This window comes from Streptomyces sp. NPDC052396, from assembly GCF_044593195.1.
Lineage (GTDB): Bacteria > Actinomycetota > Actinomycetes > Streptomycetales > Streptomycetaceae > Streptomyces.
Genome location: NZ_JBIUAW010000001.1, coordinates 352,471 through 373,280, shown reverse-complemented (window position 1 = coordinate 373,280; position 20,810 = coordinate 352,471). Strand labels below are relative to the sequence as shown.

Here is a 20,810-nt window from a genome sequence, read left to right as displayed (position 1 = left end):
CACATGACCTCGGACACCGAATCCGCCGTACACCAGGCCGACGCCTTCCTCACCGGCAAGCGCAAATCCGACGACGCCGCGTTCATGCTTGAGCGCGTCCTGGCGGAAATGGGCATCCGCGTGGGCGACAGCGATTCCTGGCCCCAGTTGACCGGCCGGGCCTCGCTCTCGGGCGAGCCCTCCGTGTTCCTCGGGACGGTGCCCCTGCCGACCGTACGGAAGCTGATCGACGCCCTGGTCTACGCACAGTCCAGGCAGCGTGCACTCAGCTAAGCCAACGGATACGGCGTCCGGCCAACTCCAAGGAGGTTCAGCATGGTTGACCTGTACGACCTCTCACTCAGCGACGCCAAGTTCGTCCGCCTCTGCGGTGGCAACACGCACCCGGACGGCGAGGCGTGCGTAACCCTCGCCCGCATCGGCGATGACGCCTGGGCCCTGGGCGACAGCAAGCGCCCGCAAGCAGCACCCCTGCGATTCACCACAGCCGAACTCAACGCGGCGGGGACCGACCCGGCCCGCTTCGGCCTCTCGGCCTGACCGACAACGGCTCCCGCCCTCCCGTACTCCAGGGCGGGAGCCCTTCACTTACAACTGGATGGGAACCGTGCACTTCCACGGCTACCTATGGGTCGGCGACAAGGCCGTCTTCGACAAGGAGAGCCTGCGACGCCCGCCGCCGGCGGACGAGCCGCCGGCAACCTGCCCACCAGACGTCATCCAGCGCTACCGCGAAGCCGTCGCGCAATGGCGCACGACCGATGTACCACCGCTCCAAACCGCCCACTTGTTGCTGAAGCCGGCCAAAGCGATCCGGGGAACCTGGAACGATCCGGCGCAAGCCACCCAGTGGCTGAGCGGTCAACTCGCCCACTACGCAAGGCGCGTCGAGAGCGACCACAACCGTCATGCGGTCGCTTCCGCCTACGCCGCCGAAACCCTCGGCCGAGGCGGCGACGTCTCGTTCGGGTTCTACCTCGGACGTCCCCTGTTCCTCAGCATCGCCGTGGTGACATGCTCGCCGAACCGGTCGGCACCAGAGCTCCCCTGCCCCGTATGACGTCCCTCAAGGAGGCTGAACATGTTCTTGGACGACGAAGAGTGGGATGCCAAGTTCCAAGACTTCCAGGTCGAGGTATGGAGGCTTAAGACGCTGCCTCACTACCTCGTACCCGAAGAGACGGAAGATTTCGCCCGCTTCCTCGCGGGGGAGATCCCCGCCGCCCCATACGACGAGGACTGGTTCAGTCTCATCCGGTCACACACAGCATCCGGCCGCGCCATGGGCCGGGTACATATCGTCACGCGCCCACTCTCGGACTACCTCCGCTTCGCGTTCCAGTACTACGCATACAGCGTGAAGGCAGGCGAAGACGTCCGCGTCCTCGATGTGACGGACCGGGAAAACCCACTCCCGGACTTCCAGGATTTCTGGATCTTCGACCAGTCAACGATCGTGCTCATGCACTTCGATCCGGACGGCAGGCCGGTCAGCCGCGAACTGTTCGAGGGCGACCCGGAACCCTTCCGGCAGGCCCAGCGCATTGCCCTGGCCGAGTCCATGCCCCTCTCCGACTACGTGAAAACGCTTGGGCGTTGAGCCCAGCCGGTGTTTGCCCGCCTAGCGAGCACTCAGCGAGTCGACGACGCCCCCCGCCCGCCTCCGATAAAGCCCCCGCATCCGCCGCGCCATCACCCCCGGCGCATGCCTCTGCACCCACTCCCCCACCCGGTCGCGGGCCGGAAAGACGATGACGGGACGGTTGCGCGCAACCCCGGAAAGGATGATGGCCGCCGCCCGGTCGGCGGGGACCGCACCGGGCGGAGCGGGGGCCTCGCGCTTGCGTTCACCCAGGATCGGTACACCGAAGATGCCGGTGTCCACCATTCCGGGGCACACCACCGACACCCGCACCCCATGGGCGGCGGCCTCCGGCCGTAGCGAGGTGGACAGGCCCACCACCGCGTACTTGGTGGTGTTGTAGAGCGTCTGCATCGGCACCGGGATCAGGCCGGAGATGGACGCGGTGTTGACGATGTGCCCAAAGCCCTGGCGGCGCATGTGTTCGTACGCGGCACGGGTGCCATGGATCGCGCTCCAGAGGTTGACCGAGACGATCCGCTCCCAGTGCGCGGTGGTGGCCCGGTCGAAGGGCAGAGTGCCGCCGATTCCCGCGTTGTTGAACATATAGTCCAGGCGCCCATGCCGCTCCACGGCTCCGTTCACCAGGGCGGTGACCTCCGGCTCCCGGGTCACGTCGACGGTCACGGGATCGGCCGACTCGCCGAGTTCCAAGGCCAGTTGGGCGACCCGCTCGCCGTCGATGTCGGCCATCACCACCGTGGCCCCCGCCGCGATGAGCCTCCGGCTGAGCGCGAGGCCCATTCCGGAGGCGGCGCCGGTCACTATCGCCACCCGGTTATGAAACATGTGCCGGTTTTCCTTCCCGTAATCCGCCTTCCCGGTACGGGATTCTGACCGCTGTCGGGCGGCGTAAGCGCCCGCCGGGCTAGAAGCCCAACATCCCGGGCGAATCGATATCCACGGTGACCACACCCGGCGGATAGGCGTTCTCGTCGCCGGTCAGCAGGATCGACATGCCGGTGAACTCCGCACGCGGCAAGGCGCAGTACAAGGCATGACAGGTGTCCGCGCCACCGTAACCGTCACGGATCATGGTGCCCACGCTCACGGCGGCAACCGCGTCAAAGGGGTCGACTTCGACGCACGACAGAGCGAGCAGGCTGCCGGAGATACCCTGCCCCTCCGACTCGGCCCGCATCAGGCACAGGGCGGGAACGGACAGCCGTTCACCGGCTGTGGCGGCCATGTTGCCCGCCAGGAGATTCAGCGACTTGTGCCCGCGAACAAGCGCTTTCACGGCACTGGTGTCGAGGATGATCACGCGGCGTTGCCTCGGGCCGCCCGAGCCTTCTCAGCGGCGATCTTGTAGATGTTGCCCAGCACATCGGGCGCCCCTTCGAACTCCTCATCGCTGATGTCGACGCCGATCACCCGTCGGACGACCTCACGGTCAGCGGCGAGCCGCTCGGCGCGCTGCGCCGCCGTCAGCTGCTCTGCGGCCAAGTCCGCAACCAGCTGGCCGATGCTCACACCGCGCTCCTTCGCGAGCTCGGCCAAGTGATCGCGAGTCTCCCGGGGCACCTGAATGGTGGTAGTCGCCATAGTTGGACTATAGCGCTGCCACAGGAGACGGCGCGGACACTCGCCCCGCCCCCACCAACGCCAGCCGCTCCCCCGTATCCGACCCCGGCGGCGGGGTCAGGATGATGACGCGCTGGTCGCCGGAGGGGGCGAAGAGGACCTGGCAGTCCAGGGTCAGCAGGCCGGTCTCCGGGTGCAGGACCCGCATCCGGGCCTGGCGGCGGACGGCCACCTCGTGGAGTTCCCAGAGGCGGGTGAACTCGGCGCCGGTGGAGTGGAGTCGGGCCAGGAGACGGGACGCGGCCGGGTCGTCGGGGCGGTGGGCCATTGCGGCGCGCAGGTCGGCGACATGCAGGCGGCTGTAGTGGTCGTGTTCCTCGGGCGGGTAGGCGGCGCGCACCGCCGGGTCGGTGAACCAGCGCCAGACCACATTGCGGCCGTGTTCGGAGACGGTGCAGACGCCGCCCAGCAGGGCCTCGGCGATGGGGTTCTGGGCCAGGACGTCGCCCAGGGCGCTGAGGATCTGGACGGGGGTGGTGGGCAGCTGCTCCAGCAGGTGCAGCAGGCCCGGGGCGATGTGGTCGCCGGAGGCGGGGCCGGCGGGGGGCTGGTGGCCGGCCAGCAGGTGGAGGTGGTCGCGTTCGTCGGCGGACAGCCGCAGGGCGCGGGCCAGGGCGGCGAGCAGCTGCGGGGAGGGCTGCGGGCCGCGGGCCTGTTCCAGGCGGATGTAGTAGTCCGCCGACATGCCCGCGAGCTGGGCGACCTCCTCGCGCCGCAGGCCGGGGGTGCGGCGCCGGGTCCCGGCGGGCAGGCCCGCGTCCTGGGGGCGTATCCGGTCCCTGGAGCGGCGCAGGAAGTCGGCGAGTTCGGGGCGGTTGATCGTCATGGCGACATCCTGCCCAGTCCGGCCGCCCAACCAGGGATCGGCGGTCCCAGGTTGATCAGGTCTCTGCCGGGCGGGGACGGGCGGCGGCAGTGTGGGTGAGGCCGGGCCGGGTGGCCCGGAGATCCGCTACCGCAGAGGAGAACCACCATGGCCACCGTTACCGTCGCCGACGCCCGGGTGCACTACGAGCGCACGGGGCAGGGGGACTCGCGGCCCGCCCTGGTGCTGGTCCATGGCACCGGCTCCGGCGGGGCCGACGTCAACTGGTCGCAGACCGTGCCGGCGTTCGCCGGGGACCGTACCGTGATCACCCCGGACCTGTCCGGCACGGAACGCACCACCGACGCCGGGGCCCCGCTGACCGTGGAGGGGCTGGCCGCCCAGGTGATCGCGGTCATCGAGGACGCCGAGGGCGGGCGGCCGGTGGACCTGCTGGGCTTCTCGCTGGGCGCCCCGGTGGCCATGGCCGTGGCCGCCCTGCGGCCCGGCCTGGTGCGGCGGCTGATCCTTCTGGCCGGGTGGGCCCACACCGACGGCGATGAGTATCTGCGCAACAGCTTCCGGCTCTGGCGGGAGTTGGGCGAGCACGCCCCCGCCGCAGCCTTCGGCCGGTTCGTCACCCTGACCGGATTCAGCCGGGGCTTCCTCAACGCCATCGGCCGGGAGCAGGTGGAGCAGCTGTTCGCCAATATGCCGCCCACCGAGGGCACCTTGCGCCATGTCGACCTCGACCTGCGGGTCGATGTGCGCGCGCTGCTGCCGCGGATCCAGGCCAGGACCCTGGTCATCGGCGCCGTCCAGGACGTCTGTGTGCCCGTGGAGCACAGCCGCGCCCTGCACGCCGCCATCGCGGGCAGCGAGTACGCCGAACTCGACGCCGGGCATGTGGCGTTCGCCGAGCGGCCGGGGGAATTCGCCAAGCTGATGGACGAGTTCACCGCCGGCTGACCCGGCGGTGAACTCAGAAGCAGATGACGTCAGAAGCGGATGAACTCAGAAGCCCAGCCGGCGCAGCTGCTTGGGGTCCCGCTGCCAGTCCTTGGCGACCTTGACATGCAGGTCGAGGTAGACCGGCGTGCCCAGCAGCGCCTCGATGTGCTTGCGGGACTTCATACCGACCTCCTTCAGCCGGGCGCCCTTGGGACCGATGATGATCCCCTTCTGGCTGGGACGCTCGATGAACAGGTTGGCGTGGATGTCCAGGAGCGGCTTGTCCGCCGGGCGCCCCTCGCGCGGCAGCATCTCCTCGACCACCACGGCGATGGAGTGCGGCAGCTCGTCGCGGACGCCCTCCAGCGCGGCCTCGCGGATCAGCTCGGCGACCATCACCTGCTCGGGCTCGTCGGTGAGCTCGCCCTCGGGGTAGAGCGGGGGGCTCTCCGGGAGGAGGTCCACCAGCAGGTCGGCGATCAGCGAGACCTGCTTGCCGGCGGTCGCCGAGACGGGCACGATCTGCGCCCACTCGATACCCAGCTCCTGGCCCAGCTTCTGCACGGCCAGCAGCTGCTCGGCCAGGGTCTTGGAGTCCACCAGGTCGGTCTTGGTGACCACGGCGACCTTGGGGGTCTTCCTGACCTCCGCCAGCTCACCGGCGATAAAGCGGTCACCGGGGCCGATCTTCTGGTCGGCGGGCAGGCAGAAGCCGATCACATCGACCTCGGCCCAGGTGGCGCGGACCACATCATTGAGCCGCTCGCCCAGCAGGGTGCGCGGCTTGTGCAGACCGGGGGTGTCCACCAGGACCAGCTGGGAGTCCGGGCGGTGCACAATGCCGCGCACCGTGTGCCGGGTGGTCTGCGGACGGTTGGAGGTGATCGCGACCTTCGTCCCCACCAGTGCGTTGGTCAGGGTCGACTTGCCCGCGTTGGGGCGGCCGACGAAGCACGCGAAGCCCGCGCGGAAGGGCTGCTGGGAGGGAGAGGGAGCCTTGTCCATGTCACATATTCTCCCTGATCGCCCCGGCGGCGCAGACCAGCGGGGCGGCCTGGAAGATCAACTTTGCCGGGATCGCGGGCGTCAGCCGGCGGCGACGGCGGCGAGCGGGGTGCCGTCCGGCCCGGCCAGCAGCACCGGGGTCGCCGGTCCGCCCAGGTCCCGTACCGCCGCCCGGTCGGCCTCCGGCACCTCGGCGGCCTCGGAGACCACCGCCGCCGCCTCCAGGGACTTGGCACCGCCGGCCACGGCCATGGCCACCGCGGTCTGCAGGGCGCTCAGCCGGAGCGAGGACAGGGCGACGGTCCCGGCGACATAGGTCCGCCCGGTCTCGTCCCGCACCGCCGCACCCTCGGGGACGGCGTTACGGGCCCGGGTGGTACGGGCGAGCGTGATCAGCTTGCGGTCTTCGGGGCCGAGCGCGGCGATGTCCGTCATGGGGTGAGGATAGTGAAGGGGTCCCGTCAACCCGCTACCGAGTACATCCCGCCCCGGCGCCCCTCCGGGCTGGTGAGCCATTCCAGCTTGGCGGCGGTGCCGGTGTCCGGGACCGGGTTATGGAAGACGATCACCAGGTCCGGGCGGGCCGGGATGCGGAGCTGGGTGGCCTCCAGGTGCAGGACGCCGACCAGCGGATGGGTGTACTCCTTGATCAGCTGGCCGGCGGGGCGGATGTCATTGCGGGCCCACAGCTCGGTGAATTCCGCGCTGGCGGCGGAAAGTTCGGCGATGACCTCGGCGAAGCCCTCGTCGTCGGGGCGCTCGGAGCAGGCGGCGCGGTACTGGGCCACCACGACGACGGCGTTCTCCTGCCAGTTGTTGGCACGCGAGCGGTAGAAGGGGTCGGTGAAGAAGTCGATCAGGCAGTTCTGCCGGATCTCCGGACGGAAGCCCATCACCAGACCGGCCGCCTCGTTATAGGCGATGGTGTTCCAGTAGGGGTCCATGATGTGCGCGGGGAAGGGCATCCAGCCGTCGATCAGCCGGTGCAGGCCGTCGCAGAGGTAGTCCTGCGGATAGCCGGAGTCCGGCAGCGGGGGGTTGAGCCCGGCCAGGACATAGAGGTGGCGGCGCTCGGTGTGGTCCAGCCTGAGCACCCGGGCCACCGAGTCCAGCACCTGCGGGGAGACGGTGATGTCCCGGCCCTGCTCCAGCCACTGGTACCAGCTGGCGCCCACTCCGGCGAGCACCGCGACCTCCTCCCGGCGCAGGCCGGGGGTGCGGCGGCGGGCCCCGCCGTCCGGGAGGCCGGCCTGGGCCGGGGAGACCCTGGCCCGGCGGCTCATCAGGAACTCGCGCAACTCGGGCCGCCGGCGCGGCTGGTGCGCGGACACGGCGGACGGAGCGGTGGGCGGAGCGGTCGAGGACGGAGAGGACGGAGTGGTCAAGGCTTCCCCCTGCTGCCTGGTGGTGCGGCCACCACCATAAGCGCCCTCTCCCCATGGCTATTCCGGACACCGGAGGGTGGGGGCATGGCGATCGACACCTCCCCCGCCCCGGCAGTTGTGGCGGAACCCTCTCTCCGGACTCGCGCGAAACTGATTCTGCTGGTGCTGTGCGCGGCCCAGTTCATCGTCGCGCTCGACTTCTCCATCCTCAATGTCGCGCTGCCGGTGCTGGGTTCGGACCTGGGCATGGGCCAGGCCGACCTCCAATGGGCGGTGACCGCCTTCGCCCTGCCCTCCGGCGGCTTCCTGCTGCTGTCCGGCCGGATCGGCGATCTCCTCGGCCGCAAGCGGCTGTTCCTGGCCGGGCTCGCCCTGTTCACGGTCGCCTCGGCACTGGCCACGCTGGCCTGGGACCCGGCCTCCTTCCTGGCCGGACGGGCGCTGCAGGGGCTGGGCGCGGCGGTGATCGTGCCGACCGGGATGTCCCTGCTGACCACCACCTTCGCCGAAGGGCCGCAGCGGGAACGGGCGTTGGGCATCAGCGGCACCCTGCTGTCGCTGGGCTTCACCGTCGGCATGGTGCTGGGCGGAGTGATGACCGACTCCCTGGGCTGGCGCTCCACCATGGGGCTGCTCGCGGTGGCCGGGGTGGCGGTGCTGGTGCTGGCGCCGGGACTGCTGCCGGAGTCACGGAACACGGAGCGTCCCCGGATCGACGTGCCGGGCGCGGTGACCGTGACCGGTGGCCTGCTGGCGCTGATCTACGCCCTGTCGACCGCCGCCCAGCGCGGCTTCGGCGGCGCGGACGTCCTGGTCACCCTGGTGGCCGGGGTGCTGCTGCTGGCCGCGTTCGTGGCCGTGGAGTCGCGGGCCGCACAGCCGCTGGTCTCGCTGCCGATGCTGCGGCGGCGGACGGTCGCCTGGGGGAACCTGGGCGGGCTGGTCACCTTCTCGATGATGAGCACCGTGGTCTTCCTGCTCACCCTGTACCTCCAGGAGGTGCTCAAGCTCTCGGCCTTCCGCACCGGGCTGCTGTTCGGGGTGCAGGGGGTGTTCGCGGCGGTGGCCGGGATCACCGCGCCCAGGGTGATCGCCCGGATCGGGGCCCGCAACACGCTGGTGACCGGGCTGGCGGTGCAGGCGGTGTGCACGGCAGGACTGCTGGGGCTGGGGGCGCACTCCGGTGCGTGGCTGGCCCTGGCCGCGGCGGCCACGGCCTGCGTCGGCCATCTGTGGGCCATCGTCGCCTATGGCGTCACCGCCACCTCCGGGGTGCCGGACAGTGAGCAGGGCCTGGCCACCGGGCTGGTGACCAGCTCCCAGCAGATCGGCATCACCATTGGCATCCCGCTGCTGAGCGCGGTCGTCTCGGCCCGGGCCACCACCCTCGAGGACGGTGGGGCCTCCTTCGCCGAGGCCACGCTGGGCGGCATCCGGCTCGGCCTGGGGGTGGACGCCGCGGTGGTGGCCGGGGTGGCGGTACTGGTGGCGCTGGGGCTGCGGGGACGCGCGGGGCGCTGAAAGCGCCGGGGAGGACGCGGCCGGGTCAGCCCGGCCCCTCCGGTGCCTCGCCCCGCATCCGGACCTGCTCCTCCAGCCGGGCCAGGCTCTGGTCCAGTGCCTTCTCGATGGCGGCGGGCTCGGGCGCGTGCGACTCGTCGAAGAAGGTCAGATGCACCGTCACCGCGCTGGTGCCGCCGTTGACCGCGCTCACCTGGAGCCAGCCGTGGTAGCGGCCGGCCTCCTTGGTGCCCCACTCCATCCGCAGGCTGTCCTGCTCGGTGCGCACCAGGGCGGCGGAGTCCTCGCCGGTACGGTCCTCGTGGACGGTGACCGAGGGCGGGCTCTGTGGGTGGACATGCAGATCGCTGGGCAGCCAGCTGGCCAGGTGCCCCAGGTCGCAGGCCTCGTTGAAGACCATCTCGGGCAGTGCGGGCATGTCACGGGACCGTTCGAACTCGCTCATCGATGGCTGCCCTGCGGCCGGCGGAGCGGACAGCACCTGGTGCGCTGACCGGCCCGGTGGCGGTGCCGGTGCCGGGTGTTCCCGGCCGTCGCGGCGGTGATCAGCAGACCGCCCATGATGGAGGCGTTCTTCATGAAGTGGATCTTCTGCTGCATCCGTTTGAACTGGTCCTCCTCCCGCCAGAAGGCGTGGCCGGCCAGCGTGGTGGGGACCAGGCTGGCCGCCAGCGTCAGCGCGGCGGTCCGGGGGACCCTGCCGAGGGCCAGCAGGGCGCCGGCGGCGACATGCACGGCGCCGTTGAGACGGACGAGGGTACGGGCGTCCCGTGGCAGGCCGGGTACGCGCTCGGCGATGGCCAGGGCCACGGGGGCGGCGGACTGGACCAGCGGTTCCGGCGGATCCAGGGTTTGCAGGCCACTGGAGACAAAGGAGGCTGCGAGCAGCGGGCGGGCGAGGGCTTTGAGCAGGACCATTGCCCCCGGGTAACCGGGGCGGCGCATGGTATGCGCCCTATATACCGGATTGCTCCGGTCGGGGGTGCGCCCCTCAGGGGCGCGGGGCGGCTTCGTTATGCGGCTCCGCCGCGTGGGCGCGACCAGCCACAGAACAGCCCGCACCCGGCGACGAACGCCCCCCACAGAATCAAACGCTCCGCACCGGCTCCACCAGCACCGTCACGATCCGGTTCCGCCGCCCCGCCGCCGCCTCCGCCGTCAGGCGAAGCGCCGTCAGCAGGGGATCCGGTCCCGCCGAGATGAGCGGAACCTCCGCCACCGCCCCCGCGATCGGCACCCGGCCCAGCCGCTTGGCCAGCAGGCCGCCCACCGTCTCCACGTCCTCGTCGTCCAGCTCCAGACCGTAGAGCTCGCCGAGGTCGCCGATGTCCAGCCGGGCGGTCACCCGGTAGCGCTCGTCGCCCAGTTCCTCCACCGGCGGCAGTTCCCGGTCGTACTCGTCGGTGATCTCACCGACGATCTCCTCCAGGATGTCCTCGATGGTGACGATGCCGGCCGTGCCGCCGTACTCGTCGATCACCACCGCGCAGTGGTTGCGCTCCTGCTGCATCTCGCGCAGCAGGTCGCCGGCGTTCTTGGTGTCCGGGACGAACACCGCCGGCCGCATGGCCGTGGAGACCAGCTCGCTCTCCGCGTCCCGGCTGATGTGTGTCTTCCGGGCCAGGTCCTTGAGGTAGACGATGCCGACGATGTCGTCCTCGTTCTCCCCGGTGACCGGGATCCGGGAGAAGCCGGAGCGCAGCGCCAGGGTGAGCGCCTGCCGGATGGTCTTGCCGCGCTCGATGACCACCAGGTCGGTGCGCGGCACCATCACCTCGCGCACCAGGGTGTCCCCCAGCTCGAAGACCGAGTGCACCATGCGGCGTTCGTCGTCCTCGATCAGCGACTCCCGCTCCGCCAGGTCCACCATGGCCCGCAGCTCCGCCTCGGAGGCGAAGGGGCCCATCCGGAAGCCCTTGCCGGGGGTGAGGGCGTTGCCCAGCAGGATCAGCAGCCGGGGCACCGGGCCCATGATCCGGGCCAGCGGCAGCAGGACATAGGCGGCGGCGATGGCGGTGCCCAGCGGGTGCTGGCGGCCGATGGTGCGCGGCGAGACGCCGACGGCCACATAGGAGACCAGCACCATCACCACGACCGCGGTCAGCAGCGCCTGCCAGGTCTGGGCGAAGGAGTGCAGACAGACATAGGTGACCAGCACCCCGGCCGCCATCTCACAGGTGATGCGGAGCAGCAGCGCCACATTGAGATAGCGGGTGGGGTCGGCGGCCACCGCCATCAGCTTGGCGCCGCCGCGCCGTCCCGAGCGCAGCACCTCCTCGGCGCCATAGCGGGTGGTGACGGTCAGTCCGGTCTCGGCGCAGGCGGCGAGCCAGGCGACGACCAGGAGCAGGACCGCGGCGGCGATCAGTTGACCGGTCACGTGATCGTCGGAGCCGGGGAGGCCCCTTCGATGCCGCGCTCGGCACGCCAGCCGTCGATGATCGCGGCCTGCAGGCCGAACATCTCGGCCTTCTCGTCGGGTTCCTCGTGGTCATAGCCGAGCAGGTGCAGCACCCCGTGCACGGTGAGCAGCTGGAGCTCCTCGTCCATGGAGTGCCCGGTCGGCGCCGCCTCGCCCTGCTGCTTGGCGACCTCCGGGCAGAGCACGATGTCGCCGAGCAGGCCCTGCGGGGGCTCCTCGTCGTCCTTGGCCGGCGGACGCAGCTCGTCCATCGGGAAGGACATCACATCGGTCGGCCCGGGCAGGTCCATCCACTGGATGTGCAGCTGTTCCATGGCCTCGGTGTCGACCACGATGACCGACAGCTCGGAGAGCGGGTGGATGCGCATCCGGGCCAGGGCGTAGCGGGCGACGTCCAGGATCGCCTGCTCGTCCACCTCGGTGCCGGATTCGTTGTTGACGTCGATCGCCATGGTGCTCAGTGGCTACTTTCCTTCGCGGCTGCTGTCGTACCTGTCGTACGCGTCGACAATACGGCCCACCAGCTTGTGCCTCACCACGTCATTGCTGGTGAGCAGGGAGAAGTGGACGTCCTCCACGCCCTGGAGGATCTCCCTGACCTGGCGCAGGCCGCTGGTGCCGCCCGGAAGGTCGATCTGGGTGATGTCACCCGTGATCACGATCTTGGAGTCGAAGCCCAGCCGGGTGAGGAACATCTTCATCTGCTCGGGGCTGGTGTTCTGGGCCTCGTCGAGGATGATGAAGGCGTCGTTGAGCGTCCGGCCGCGCATATAGGCCAGCGGCGCCACCTCGATCGTCCCGGCGGCCATCAGCCGTGGGATGGAGTCGGGGTCCAGCATGTCGTGCAGGGCGTCGTAGAGCGGCCGCAGATAGGGGTCGATCTTCTCGTAGAGGGTGCCGGGCAGGAAGCCCAGCCGCTCCCCCGCCTCGACCGCGGGCCGGGTCAGGATGATCCGGTTGACCTGCTTGGACTGCAGCGCCTGCACCGCCTTGGCCATGGCCAGATAGGTCTTGCCGGTACCGGCGGGGCCGATGCCGAAGACCACGGTGTGCTTGTCGATGGCGTCCACATAGCGCTTCTGGTTGAGCGTCTTGGGACGGATGGTGCGGCCCCGGCTGGAGAGGATGTTCTGGGTGAGCACCTCGGCAGGCGTCTCGGTCTGGCTCTCCTCGTCGCGCAGCATGGCGATCGAGCGTTCCACCGCGTCCTCCGTCATCGGCGCACCGGTCCGGAGCACCAGCATCATCTCGTCGAACAGGCGCTGAACGAGGGCGACTTCACGCTGCTCCCCGGTAGCGCTGACCTCATTGCCACGGACATGGATGTCGGTGGCCGGAAAAGCCTTCTCGATCACGCGCAGCAGGCGGTCGCCGGAGCCCAGTACGGTCACCATGGGGTGCTTGGCCGGGACGGTGAAGCGGGCCTGTGCCTGCGGTCGTGTGGGTGTCTGAGTCATGGGCCGGCTCTCTGGCCTGCTCAACCCCTCTTTCTCTGTCGAGAAACCTTGGTGACTCCAGGGTACGACGGTGTCCGGACCGCTCCGAGGGGTTTTACCGGCCCTGGGCCGAGCGGGCCCGGAAGCCCAGGGTGGGCACCGCCCGGCGCAGTGGCCAGGGCCGGGCGGCGCTGGGCAGCACCCCGTCCAGGAAGGAGTAGCGGCGCAGCGCGTCCGCGGTCTGGTCGTCATAGGAGCGCAGGTGCTGCCACCAGGCGGCGATCTCCACCCAGCCGGGGGCGGAGAGCGAGCCGCCGAACTCCTGGACGGACAGGGCCGAGGTCAGGCAGGCGAAGGCCAGCCGGTCGGCCAGCGGCCAGTCGGCCAGGGTGCCGGTGACAAAGCCGGCCACGAAGACATCCCCGGCGCCGGTGGGGTCCAGGGCCTCCACCGCGATCGCCGGGACCTCGGCGGTCTCCCCGGTGCGGCCGTCGGCCGCGTACGCCCCGCGCTCGCCCATGGTCACCACGGCCAGCGGCACCCGCTCGGCCAGCGCCCGGGCGGCGGCGCGCGGGCAGTCGGTGCGGGTGTAGCGCATGGCCTCCTCGGCGTTGGGCAGGAAGGCCTCGCAGTGCTCCAGGTCGGCGAGGTCGCCCGGGTCCCAGCGGCCGCTGTCGTCCCAGCCCACATCGGCGAAGACCCGGCTGCCGCGGCGGGCGGCGTTGGCGATCCACTCCTCGCGCTTGCCGGGCACCAGCAGGGCCACCGCGGCCCGGGCCGGCCCGGGGCACTCGGGCTTGGGCGTCTCGGGCGCCTCGTGCCCGTGCGAGACCATGGTCCGTTCGCCCTCGTAGGCCATGGAGACGGTGACCGGGGAGTGCCAGCCGGGCACCACCCGGGACTTGCTCAGGTCGATGCCCTCGCCCCGGGAGAGCGCCTCCCAGCAGTACTCGCCGTACATATCGTCACCGAAGGCGGCGGCCAGCGAGGTGCGCAGGCCCAGCCGGGCCAGCGCGGTGGCCATATTGGCGATGCCGCCGGGGCTGGAGCCCATGCCGCGGGCCCAGGACTCGGTGCCGCGCACCGGGGCGGAGTCCAGGCCGGTGAAGATGATGTCCAGGAAGACGGTGCCGGTCAGGAAGACATCGGTGGCCGGATCGTCCCCGGAACGGACCTCGGCCAGCGGATCGAGGACCGGTGCCGGGCCCTCGAAGGCGGCCTGGGGCGCCTGGGGGCACGCGGCGGAAGCGGAAGCGGAAGAGGACGAATTCGGCATACGGGCTCGCTGCTCCTCTCGCAGGGGCGGTTCCGGACAGTCTGCCCGATGCTGCGGTACGTTCCGGCCATGAGGCTGACAATTCTCGGCGGCGGTGGTTTCCGGGTGCCTTTGGTGCACCGGGCTCTTCTGGAGGACGCGCGGCGCGATGCGCCGGGCCGCGTCACCGAACTCGTGCTCTACGACACGGATTCGACCCGCGCGGGGGTGATCTCCGCGGTGCTGGCGGCGCAGGAGCAAGGGGTGCCGGGCGCCCCCTCGGTGCGGATCGCCCCGACCCTCCAAGAGGCCCTGGACGGGGCCGACTTCGTGTTCTCGGCGATCAGAGTGGGCGGTACCGCGGGCCGGGCCCGTGATGAGCGGATCGCCCTGGCCGAGGGGGTGTTGGGACAGGAGACGGTCGGCGCCGGGGGTGTGCTCTACGGGCTGCGGACCGTCCCGGTGGCCATGGAGATCGCCGAACTGGTGGCGGAATGGGCACCGGACGCATGGGTCATCAACTTCACCAACCCGGCCGGCATGGTGACCGAGGCGATGTCCTCGGTGCTGGGTGACCGGGTGATCGGGATCTGCGACTCCCCGGTGGGCCTGGTGCGCCGGGCCGCCCGGGCGCTCGGCGTCAACGCCGAGCTGGCCGAGTACGACTATGTGGGTCTCAACCACCTCGGCTGGCTGCGGTCGTTGCGCAGCGAAGGCCGGGAACTGCTGCCCGGCCTGCTGGCGGACGACGCGGCGCTGGCCGGCATCGAGGAGGGCAGGCTGTTCGGCGGCCGCTGGCTGCGGGCACTGGGCTCGCTGCCCAACGAGTATCTGCACTACTACTACTTCCGCCGGGAGACCCTCCAGGCGGTACGTCAGGCCGCGCAGACCCGGGGGGAGTTCCTCCAGGAGCAGCAGGGCGGCTTCTTCGCCAAGGCGGCGGCCGATCCCCGGCGGGCCTTCGAGCTGTGGGAGCGCACCTGGCGGCAGCGCGAGGAGACCTATATGGCCGACAGCCGGGCGGCCAGCGGGGGCTGGCAGCGCGACTCCTGCGATCTGGCGGGCGGGGGCTATGACCGGGTGGCGCTGGCGCTGATGCGGGCGGTGTCCCGGGACGAGCGCACCCGGCTGATCCTCAATGTGCGCAATGGCGGCACCGTCCCGGAGCTGGACCATGAGGCGATCATCGAGACGGTCTGCGAGGTGAGCGCCAAGGGTGCCCAGCCGCTGCCCTGTGCCCCGTTGCGGGAGGACCAGCTGGGGCTGATGTTCCAGCTCAAGGCGGTGGAACGGGCCGCGATCGAGGCGGCGCTGGGCCGGGACGGGGATCTGGCGCTGCGCGCCCTGGCCCTGCATCCGCTGGTGGACTCCCCGGCGGTGGCGGCCCGCATCCTGGACCTGGCGGCGGCCTGACCCCGGCCTGACCCCGGCGTGATCAGGGCGACATTGACCGGGTGCGGCGCCAGGCCCTAGCTTCGCGCTGCACCCGTCCTTGTTTAACAGGAGTTAACACGTGTCTACGCGCGTCCGTATCGCCGCAGCCACCGCCGCCCTTGCCGTCGGCGCCGGACTGTACGCCGCCGGGGCGGCCACCGCCGGCCACTCGGTTCCGGTCACCGACAAGGAGATCCCGAACCTCACCCAGGTCCAGGACAAGATCAAGGCGTACTACGGCGACACCGTGGACGCCAAGGGTCAGCACTGGGCCTCGGCCAAGAGCAACTACGCCAAGCAGGTCGCGGGCATCGAGGCCACGGCCAAGCAGCAGCTGGAGCAGGTGGTCAGGAACGCCAAGCACAACAAGGTCAAGCCGGCCATCGTGCTGGACGTGGACGACACCACCCTGCTCACCTACAACTACGAGCTCCAGCAGGGCTTCGCCTTCACGCCGCAGTCCCAGGACGCGTACCTGAAGTCCACCGACATGCCGGCCGTCTTCGGCATGCCCAAGCTGGTCAACTGGGCGCAGTCCAAGGGCATCACGGTCTTCTATGTCACCGGCCGGGACGAGCACCAGCGGGCCTGGAGCGTGCGCAACCTGAAGACCGCGGGCTACAAGCCGGTGGCCGACCGGGCCCACTTCTTCCTGAAGAACAAGAAGACCCCGCCGGCGTACCTGTCCTGCGGCGCCAAGTGCACCACCATCGAGTACAAGTCGGGCACCCGCAAGCACATCGAGTCCGAGGGCTACCGCATCGTCGCCAACTTCGGCGACCAGTACAGCGACCTCAAGGGCGGCTACAGCGAGCGCACCTACAAGCTGCCGAACCCGATGTACTTCCTGCCGTAAGCGCCTGAGCGCCTGAACGCCCGAGCGGCTAGGCCCGCTTGGGCACCGGCACCCGCGTCAGGTCCCGGGCGACGGTGAGTTCACCCTCGAAGCCCGCCGCCCGGGCCTGCCGTTCGAAGACCGCCGGGTCGTCATAGCGCTGGGAGAAGTGCGTCAGCACCAGGTGCCGCACCCCGGACTCGGCGGCCACCCGGGCCGCCTGGCCCGCGGTGAGATGGCCGTGCTCGGTGGCCAGCACCTGGTCCTCGTCGGTGAAGGTGGACTCGATCACCAACAGGTCGCAGCCCTCGGCCAGTTCATGGACCCCCGCGCAGAGCCGGGTGTCCATGATGAAGGCGAAGCGCTGGCCGCGCCGGAACTCGCTCACCTCGTCCAGGGTGACGCCGTTGAACGACCCCTCGCGCTGCAGCCGGCCGATGTCCGGCCCGGCGATGCCGTGTTCGGCCAGCCGCCCGGGCAGTATCCGCCGGCCGTCCGGCTCCACCAGGCGGTAGCCATAGGACTCCACCGGATGCGACAGCCGGCGCGCGGTGAGCTCGTACCCCTTGGTACGGGCCAGCACCTGGCGCGCGCCGGAGACCGGCTCCGGCGCCAGCTTGACGGTCTCCTTGTACGCGGTGGCGTACCGCAGCCGTTCGAAGAACCGCTGCCCGCTGGCCGGGTAGTGGGCGGTGACCGGGTGCGGCACCCGGTCCAGGTTGATCCGCTGGATCACCCCGGCCAGGCCCAGCGAGTGGTCGCCATGGAAGTGGGTGACACAGATCCGGGTGAGGTCATGGGCCGCCACCCCGGCGCGCAGCATCTGCCGCTGGGTGCCCTCGCCGGGGTCGAACAGCAGGCCCTCGCCGTCCCAGAGCAGCACATAGCCATTGTGGTTGCGGTGTCGGGTGGGCACCTGGCTGGCGGTGCCCAGGATCACCAGTTCGCGGACGGACAACGGACTACCCGGGCGGCCAGTTGAGCCCGCGCCCGCCGAGGACGTGCAGATGGGCGTGGAAGACGGTCTGGCCGGCGCCGGAACCGGTGTTGAAGACGACCCGGTAGCCCTTGTCCGCCACGCCCTCCTCGGCCGCGATCTCGCCGGACTCCCGCAGTATGTCGACGATGACCTGGGGCTCGGCGGCGGCCAGCGAGGCGGCGTCCGGGTAGTGCACCTTGGGGATCACCAGGACATGGGTGGGCGCCTGGGGGTTGATGTCCCGGAACGCGACGGTGGTCTCGGTCTCCCGGACGACGGTCGCCGGCACCTCCCCCGCGACGATCTTGCAAAACAGGCAGTCCGCCTGCGGTTCTCCCGCCACCGCTCAGCTCCTTGGAGGTCGTTTGCTCACTGTGGTGCGGATGTTACCGGGCGGGGCGGCGGACCCCGGCAGAGATATTTGTGAAACAAGGTTTTATCGGTTCCGCACCCGGACTTCACCTTCCCCCCTTACTCTCTCCATGTGCAGAACACACGTACTGGGGAGTGCATGTGTGATGCCACGGCAGACCATGGCAGTTCCAAGGGGGGCATTTGTTCATTTCCGCCGTTGTCTGCCTGATCTCGCTGGCCCTGTTCTGGATGGCGGCCTTCACCCTGTGGTGGCAGATGCACGCCTGGCGCACACCGGAGACGCTGGCCGCCACCCGCTTCCACCCGCCCAGCGGCGAGGGTGCGTTGTCCTTCTCGCTGCTGGTGCCGGCCCGCCATGAACAGGCCGTACTGGAGCACACCGTCACCCGGCTACTGGAGTCCACCCATGGGGACTTCGAGGTGCTGGTGATCGTCGGTCATGACGACCCGGAGACCGCCGAGGTCGCCGGGCGGGTGGCCGCCACCGCGCCGGAGCGGGTACGGGTGATCGTGGACACCCATGAGAAGAAGAACAAGCCCAAGGCGCTCAACACCGCGCTGCCGCACTGCCGGGGCCAGGTGGTGGGCGTCTTCGACGCCGAGGACCAGGTCCACCCGGAGCTGCTCAGCCATGTCGACCACGCCTTCCGCGCCACCGGGGCGGATGTGGTGCAGGGCGGCGTCCAGCTGATCAACTTCCACTCCAGCTGGTACAGCCTGCGCAACTGCCTGGAGTACTTCTTCTGGTTCCGCAGCCGGCTGCATCTGCATGCGGCGAAGGGCTTTATTCCGCTGGGCGGCAACACCGTCTTTGTCCGCACCGAGGTGCTGCGCGAGGCCGACGGCTGGGATCCCAACTGCCTTGCCGAGGACTGCGATCTGGGGGTGCGGCTGTCCAGCCGGGGCAAGCGGGTGGTGGTCGCCTATGACTCGGAGATGGTCACCCGGGAGGAGACCCCCGGCTCCCTGATGAGCCTGCTCAAACAGCGAACCCGCTGGAACCAGGGCTTCCTTCAGGTCTACCGCAAGGGGGACTGGCGCCAACTGCCCACCCTGGCCCAGCGCCTGCTGGCCCGCTACACCCTGATGACGCCGTTTATGCAGGCGTTCACCGGCGTGATCATCCCCATTGACATCGGTATCGCGCTGCTGCCCGACGTCCCGGTGGGCGTCACCATCGTGGCCTTCCTGCCCGCGATCACCGCCTTTGTCACCTTCGCCTTCGAGGTCGTCGGACTGCATGACTTCGGCGTCCAGTACGGGCTCCGGGTCCGGCTGGTGCACTACGCCAAGCTGGTGGCCGGCGGCCCGTTCTACCAGCTTCTGCTCGCCGGGGCCGCGATCCGCGCGGTCTGGCGGGAGCAGCGCGGCCGCAGCGACTGGGAGCTCACCAGTCATGTCGGCGCGCACCTCACCGGAGAAAACGTGCCCGCATGACCACCACCCTGCCCACCGCACCGAGCCGGGAGCGGCTGCCGCTCGCCATGCCCCCCGCACCGGTGCCCGGACTGCGCGCCTCCCGCCCCGATCTGCTGGTCTGCGCGGCGGTGCTGACCGTGATCGTCTGCGTCCAGGGCTGGAACACCACCGGCTTCCCGGCGTTGAGCGACGACGAGGGGACCTATCTCGCCCAGGCCTGGGCCGTCCAGCAGGGCAAGGGCCTGGCGCACTACACCTACTGGTACGACCATCCGCCGCTGGGCTGGCTGCAGTTGGCGGTGGTCTCCTGGCTGCCCTCGGAGCTCGCCCCGCACACCCTCTCGGTGGCCCCGATGCGGCTGGTCATGCTGCTGGTGACGGCGGTGAGCGCGGTGCTGCTCCATGTCCTGGCCCGGCGGCTGGGCCTGCCGCGCTGGGCGGCCGCCCTGGCGATGGCCCTGTTCGGGCTGTCCCCGCTGGCGGTGGTCCTCCAGCGGGAGATCTTCCTGGACAACATCGCCGTGCTGTGGATGCTGCTGGCCTTCTGCCTGGCCGCCTCCCCCAGACGTCACCTCTGGCACCACTTCGGGGCCGGGCTGGCGGCCGCGGTCTCGGTGCTGTCCAAGGAGACCATGCTGGTGGTGCTGCCCGCGCTGCTGGTCACCATGTGGCGGCACAGCCACCGCGACACCCGTAAATTCGCGGTGACCGGAGCGGTCACCGCCTGCGGCCTGATCGGCCTGACCTATCCGCTCTACGCACTGCTCAACAATGAGCTGTTCCCCGGGCCCGGCCATGTCTCGCTGACCGACGGCATCAAGTACCAGATGAGCCGGGCCGGTTCGGGCTTCATCCTGGACCCGCACTCCGGCGCGCACGCCGCCCTGCACTCCTGGCTCTACTACGACGCGGTGCTGCCGCTGGGCGGCCTGGTGGCCACGATGCTGGTGCTGGCCTCGGCCCGCTGGTCGGTCACCGGCCGCGCCCTGGCCGGCCCCGCCCTGGCCGCCGCCATCCTGGCCCTGGTCGCCCTGCGCCCCTCCGGCTATCTGCCGGCCATGTACATCATCCAGGCCCTGCCCTTCCTGGCGCTGTCCCTGGCGGGGGTGGCGGCCTCGCTGACCCATGCGGTGCTGCGGGGACGCCTGCCGATGCGGAGACCGGCGACACCGGGGGCCTGCCTGCCGGACGTCGCCGCAGGCGGGTTGGCGACACCACGCCTCACGCCCATCCCACGCGCCCCCGGCGCCCCCGCACGCCGTATCGCCGTCGCCGCCCTCGCCGCCGGCTGCGCCCTGCTCGTCGTCCCCCGCTGGTACCACGGCGACCGGATCGCACTGACCACCGACGCCAACGCGCCCTACCGGCAGGCCGCTTCCTGGCTGGGCGACCCCGCCCGGGTGCCGGAGCCGGCCCGCACCCGGGTGCTCGCCGACGATGCCATCTGGCTGGACCTGGTGCACTCCGGCTACCGGCCCGGCACCGGGGTGATCTGGTTCTACAAGGCCGACCTCGACCCGGCGGTCGGCAGCACCCTGCCGCGCGGCTGGCGCGACCTGGACTATGTGGTCGCCTCGCCGACCGTGCGCCGGGACGCCGTCAGCCTCCCGCTGGTGCAGGCCGCCCTGCGCAACTCCCGGCCCGTGGCCGTCTTCGGTGACGGCGAGGGCCGGATAGAGATCCGCCGGGTCACCAAGGCCGGCCGATGACCGTACCCGACACCCTGCGCGCCTCGGCCGGCCCGGACGCCCCGCCCACCGGC

25 protein-coding genes are annotated in these 20,810 nt (G+C 70.5%); 10 read left to right on the top strand and 15 right to left on the bottom strand.

Going from position 1 to position 20,810, the window contains the following annotated elements; genetic code table 11:
- The first annotated feature begins 3 nt into the window (after positions 1-3).
- From ACIHFE_RS01790 to ACIHFE_RS01775, 4 genes are read left to right on the top strand one after another with little or no spacing between them, the layout of a single operon-like run.
- A complete protein-coding gene (locus ACIHFE_RS01790; protein WP_400103491.1) occupies positions 4-273 on the top strand; it encodes a hypothetical protein in 270 nt (89 codons plus the stop codon).
- A gap of 42 nt (positions 274-315) precedes the next feature.
- Complete coding sequence (locus tag ACIHFE_RS01785; RefSeq protein WP_400103489.1) at positions 316-540, top strand: DUF397 domain-containing protein; 225 nt, start codon at positions 316-318, stop codon at positions 538-540.
- 58 nt (positions 541-598) lie between these two features.
- Positions 599-1,060: a hypothetical protein gene (locus ACIHFE_RS01780; protein WP_400103487.1), complete on the top strand. Its 462-nt coding sequence runs from the start codon at positions 599-601 to the stop codon at positions 1,058-1,060.
- Between the two features lie 21 nt (positions 1,061-1,081).
- Positions 1,082-1,600, top strand: a complete 519-nt coding sequence (locus ACIHFE_RS01775; protein WP_400103485.1) for a DUF6879 family protein — start codon at positions 1,082-1,084, stop codon at positions 1,598-1,600.
- Between the two features lie 21 nt (positions 1,601-1,621).
- Here the strand turns inward: ACIHFE_RS01775 and ACIHFE_RS01770 are convergent, their stop codons facing one another.
- From ACIHFE_RS01770 to ACIHFE_RS01755, 4 genes are all read right to left on the bottom strand, one after another.
- Positions 1,622-2,431 carry an SDR family oxidoreductase gene (locus ACIHFE_RS01770; protein WP_400103483.1) on the bottom strand — a complete coding sequence of 270 codons (810 nt, stop codon included), beginning with the start codon at positions 2,429-2,431 and terminating at the stop codon, positions 1,622-1,624.
- Between the two features lie 79 nt (positions 2,432-2,510).
- Positions 2,511-2,906, bottom strand: a complete 396-nt coding sequence (locus tag ACIHFE_RS01765) for a hypothetical protein (RefSeq protein WP_400103481.1) — start codon at positions 2,904-2,906, stop codon at positions 2,511-2,513.
- Positions 2,903-3,187: a hypothetical protein gene (locus ACIHFE_RS01760; protein WP_400103479.1), complete on the bottom strand. Its 285-nt coding sequence runs from the start codon at positions 3,185-3,187 to the stop codon at positions 2,903-2,905. Before ACIHFE_RS01760 ends, ACIHFE_RS01765 begins: the two co-directional genes overlap by 4 nt.
- A 7-nt stretch (positions 3,188-3,194) precedes the next feature.
- Positions 3,195-4,052: a helix-turn-helix transcriptional regulator gene (locus ACIHFE_RS01755; protein ID WP_400103477.1), complete on the bottom strand. Its 858-nt coding sequence runs from the start codon at positions 4,050-4,052 to the stop codon at positions 3,195-3,197.
- A gap of 147 nt (positions 4,053-4,199) precedes the next feature.
- On the opposite strand from ACIHFE_RS01755, the gene ACIHFE_RS01750 reads away from it, so the two are divergent.
- Positions 4,200-5,000, top strand: a complete 801-nt coding sequence (locus ACIHFE_RS01750) for an alpha/beta fold hydrolase (RefSeq protein WP_400103475.1) — start codon at positions 4,200-4,202, stop codon at positions 4,998-5,000.
- A 45-nt stretch (positions 5,001-5,045) separates the two neighbouring features.
- Here the strand turns inward: ACIHFE_RS01750 and era are convergent, their stop codons facing one another.
- The 3 genes from era to ACIHFE_RS01735 form a co-directional block, all read right to left on the bottom strand.
- The gene (gene era, locus ACIHFE_RS01745) at positions 5,046-5,987 is read right to left on the bottom strand and encodes a GTPase Era (RefSeq protein ID WP_400103473.1); all 942 of its coding nucleotides are present in this window, start codon (positions 5,985-5,987) and stop codon (positions 5,046-5,048) included.
- Positions 5,988-6,068: 81 nt separating this feature from the next.
- The gene (locus ACIHFE_RS01740; protein WP_400103471.1) at positions 6,069-6,422 is read right to left on the bottom strand and encodes a cytidine deaminase; all 354 of its coding nucleotides are present in this window, start codon (positions 6,420-6,422) and stop codon (positions 6,069-6,071) included.
- Positions 6,423-6,448: 26 nt separating this feature from the next.
- Positions 6,449-7,270, bottom strand: coding sequence for a helix-turn-helix transcriptional regulator (locus ACIHFE_RS01735; RefSeq protein ID WP_400104389.1), 822 nt, complete (start codon positions 7,268-7,270; stop codon positions 6,449-6,451).
- 186 nt (positions 7,271-7,456) lie between these two features.
- On the opposite strand from ACIHFE_RS01735, the gene ACIHFE_RS01730 reads away from it, so the two are divergent.
- Complete coding sequence (locus tag ACIHFE_RS01730; RefSeq protein ID WP_400103469.1) at positions 7,457-8,893, top strand: MFS transporter; 1,437 nt, start codon at positions 7,457-7,459, stop codon at positions 8,891-8,893.
- Between the two features lie 25 nt (positions 8,894-8,918).
- On the opposite strand, the gene ACIHFE_RS01725 is transcribed toward ACIHFE_RS01730, so the two are convergent.
- The 6 genes from ACIHFE_RS01725 to ACIHFE_RS01700 form a co-directional block, all read right to left on the bottom strand.
- Entirely contained in the window at positions 8,919-9,338 is a 420-nt protein-coding gene (locus tag ACIHFE_RS01725; RefSeq protein WP_400103467.1) for an SRPBCC family protein, read from the bottom strand.
- The gene (locus tag ACIHFE_RS01720; RefSeq protein ID WP_400103465.1) at positions 9,335-9,811 is read right to left on the bottom strand and encodes a DoxX family protein; all 477 of its coding nucleotides are present in this window, start codon (positions 9,809-9,811) and stop codon (positions 9,335-9,337) included. Before ACIHFE_RS01720 ends, ACIHFE_RS01725 begins: the two co-directional genes overlap by 4 nt.
- 169 nt (positions 9,812-9,980) lie before the next feature.
- Positions 9,981-11,273, bottom strand: a complete 1,293-nt coding sequence (locus ACIHFE_RS01715; RefSeq protein ID WP_400103463.1) for a hemolysin family protein — start codon at positions 11,271-11,273, stop codon at positions 9,981-9,983.
- Entirely contained in the window at positions 11,270-11,767 is a 498-nt protein-coding gene (ybeY, locus tag ACIHFE_RS01710; RefSeq protein ID WP_400103461.1) for an rRNA maturation RNase YbeY, read from the bottom strand. The genes ACIHFE_RS01715 and ybeY overlap by 4 nt, the downstream gene beginning before the upstream one ends.
- A 12-nt stretch (positions 11,768-11,779) precedes the next feature.
- Positions 11,780-12,772 (bottom strand): PhoH family protein, encoded by a 993-nt coding sequence (locus tag ACIHFE_RS01705; protein ID WP_400103459.1) that lies wholly within the window; start codon positions 12,770-12,772, stop codon positions 11,780-11,782.
- A 94-nt stretch (positions 12,773-12,866) separates the two neighbouring features.
- Complete coding sequence (locus ACIHFE_RS01700) at positions 12,867-14,027, bottom strand: PfkB family carbohydrate kinase (RefSeq protein WP_400103457.1); 1,161 nt, start codon at positions 14,025-14,027, stop codon at positions 12,867-12,869.
- 69 nt (positions 14,028-14,096) lie between these two features.
- Here ACIHFE_RS01700 and ACIHFE_RS01695 point away from each other — a divergent pair, with 69 nt between their 5' ends.
- Positions 14,097-15,419 (top strand): 6-phospho-beta-glucosidase, encoded by a 1,323-nt coding sequence (locus tag ACIHFE_RS01695; RefSeq protein ID WP_400103455.1) that lies wholly within the window; start codon positions 14,097-14,099, stop codon positions 15,417-15,419.
- Positions 15,420-15,519: 100 nt separating this feature from the next.
- Positions 15,520-16,296 (top strand): HAD family acid phosphatase, encoded by a 777-nt coding sequence (locus ACIHFE_RS01690; protein WP_400103453.1) that lies wholly within the window; start codon positions 15,520-15,522, stop codon positions 16,294-16,296.
- Positions 16,297-16,324: 28 nt separating this feature from the next.
- Here ACIHFE_RS01690 and ACIHFE_RS01685 read toward each other — a convergent pair whose 3' ends face one another.
- Together ACIHFE_RS01685 and ACIHFE_RS01680 are read right to left on the bottom strand one after the other, a co-directional pair.
- Complete coding sequence (locus ACIHFE_RS01685; RefSeq protein WP_400103451.1) at positions 16,325-17,233, bottom strand: ribonuclease Z; 909 nt, start codon at positions 17,231-17,233, stop codon at positions 16,325-16,327.
- Positions 17,234-17,237: 4 nt separating this feature from the next.
- A complete protein-coding gene (locus tag ACIHFE_RS01680; protein WP_400103449.1) occupies positions 17,238-17,597 on the bottom strand; it encodes a histidine triad nucleotide-binding protein in 360 nt (119 codons plus the stop codon).
- A gap of 212 nt (positions 17,598-17,809) precedes the next feature.
- Between ACIHFE_RS01680 and ACIHFE_RS01675 the strand changes: the two genes are divergently transcribed.
- Together ACIHFE_RS01675 and ACIHFE_RS01670 are read left to right on the top strand one after the other, a co-directional pair.
- Positions 17,810-19,066 (top strand): glycosyltransferase, encoded by a 1,257-nt coding sequence (locus ACIHFE_RS01675; protein WP_400103447.1) that lies wholly within the window; start codon positions 17,810-17,812, stop codon positions 19,064-19,066.
- A complete protein-coding gene (locus ACIHFE_RS01670) occupies positions 19,063-20,757 on the top strand; it encodes an ArnT family glycosyltransferase (RefSeq protein ID WP_400103445.1) in 1,695 nt (564 codons plus the stop codon). The genes ACIHFE_RS01675 and ACIHFE_RS01670 overlap by 4 nt, the downstream gene beginning before the upstream one ends.
- The last annotated feature ends 53 nt before the right edge of the window (positions 20,758-20,810 follow it).

What these genes read in the sequence shown, in the direction of transcription:
- ACIHFE_RS01790 (WP_400103491.1), top strand. Translation starts at nt 4, where the DNA reads ATGACCTCGGACACCGAATCCGCCGTACACCAGGCCGACGCCTTCCTC.
- ACIHFE_RS01785 (WP_400103489.1), top strand. Translation starts at nt 316, where the DNA reads ATGGTTGACCTGTACGACCTCTCACTCAGCGACGCCAAGTTCGTCCGC.
- ACIHFE_RS01780 (WP_400103487.1), top strand. Translation starts at nt 599, where the DNA reads ATGGGAACCGTGCACTTCCACGGCTACCTATGGGTCGGCGACAAGGCC.
- ACIHFE_RS01775 (WP_400103485.1), top strand. Translation starts at nt 1,082, where the DNA reads ATGTTCTTGGACGACGAAGAGTGGGATGCCAAGTTCCAAGACTTCCAG.
- ACIHFE_RS01770 (WP_400103483.1), bottom strand. Translation starts at nt 2,431, where the DNA reads ATGTTTCATAACCGGGTGGCGATAGTGACCGGCGCCGCCTCCGGAATG.
- ACIHFE_RS01760 (WP_400103479.1), bottom strand. Translation starts at nt 3,187, where the DNA reads ATGGCGACTACCACCATTCAGGTGCCCCGGGAGACTCGCGATCACTTG.
- ACIHFE_RS01755 (WP_400103477.1), bottom strand. Translation starts at nt 4,052, where the DNA reads ATGACGATCAACCGCCCCGAACTCGCCGACTTCCTGCGCCGCTCCAGG.
- ACIHFE_RS01750 (WP_400103475.1), top strand. Translation starts at nt 4,200, where the DNA reads ATGGCCACCGTTACCGTCGCCGACGCCCGGGTGCACTACGAGCGCACG.
- era (WP_400103473.1), bottom strand. Translation starts at nt 5,987, where the DNA reads ATGGACAAGGCTCCCTCTCCCTCCCAGCAGCCCTTCCGCGCGGGCTTC.
- ACIHFE_RS01740 (WP_400103471.1), bottom strand. Translation starts at nt 6,422, where the DNA reads ATGACGGACATCGCCGCGCTCGGCCCCGAAGACCGCAAGCTGATCACG.
- ACIHFE_RS01735 (WP_400104389.1), bottom strand. Translation starts at nt 7,270, where the DNA reads ATGAGCCGCCGGGCCAGGGTCTCCCCGGCCCAGGCCGGCCTCCCGGAC.
- ACIHFE_RS01730 (WP_400103469.1), top strand. Translation starts at nt 7,457, where the DNA reads ATGGCGATCGACACCTCCCCCGCCCCGGCAGTTGTGGCGGAACCCTCT.
- ACIHFE_RS01725 (WP_400103467.1), bottom strand. Translation starts at nt 9,338, where the DNA reads ATGAGCGAGTTCGAACGGTCCCGTGACATGCCCGCACTGCCCGAGATG.
- ACIHFE_RS01720 (WP_400103465.1), bottom strand. Translation starts at nt 9,811, where the DNA reads ATGGTCCTGCTCAAAGCCCTCGCCCGCCCGCTGCTCGCAGCCTCCTTT.
- ybeY (WP_400103461.1), bottom strand. Translation starts at nt 11,767, where the DNA reads ATGGCGATCGACGTCAACAACGAATCCGGCACCGAGGTGGACGAGCAG.
- ACIHFE_RS01705 (WP_400103459.1), bottom strand. Translation starts at nt 12,772, where the DNA reads ATGACTCAGACACCCACACGACCGCAGGCACAGGCCCGCTTCACCGTC.
- ACIHFE_RS01700 (WP_400103457.1), bottom strand. Translation starts at nt 14,027, where the DNA reads ATGCCGAATTCGTCCTCTTCCGCTTCCGCTTCCGCCGCGTGCCCCCAG.
- ACIHFE_RS01695 (WP_400103455.1), top strand. Translation starts at nt 14,097, where the DNA reads ATGAGGCTGACAATTCTCGGCGGCGGTGGTTTCCGGGTGCCTTTGGTG.
- ACIHFE_RS01670 (WP_400103445.1), top strand. Translation starts at nt 19,063, where the DNA reads ATGACCACCACCCTGCCCACCGCACCGAGCCGGGAGCGGCTGCCGCTC.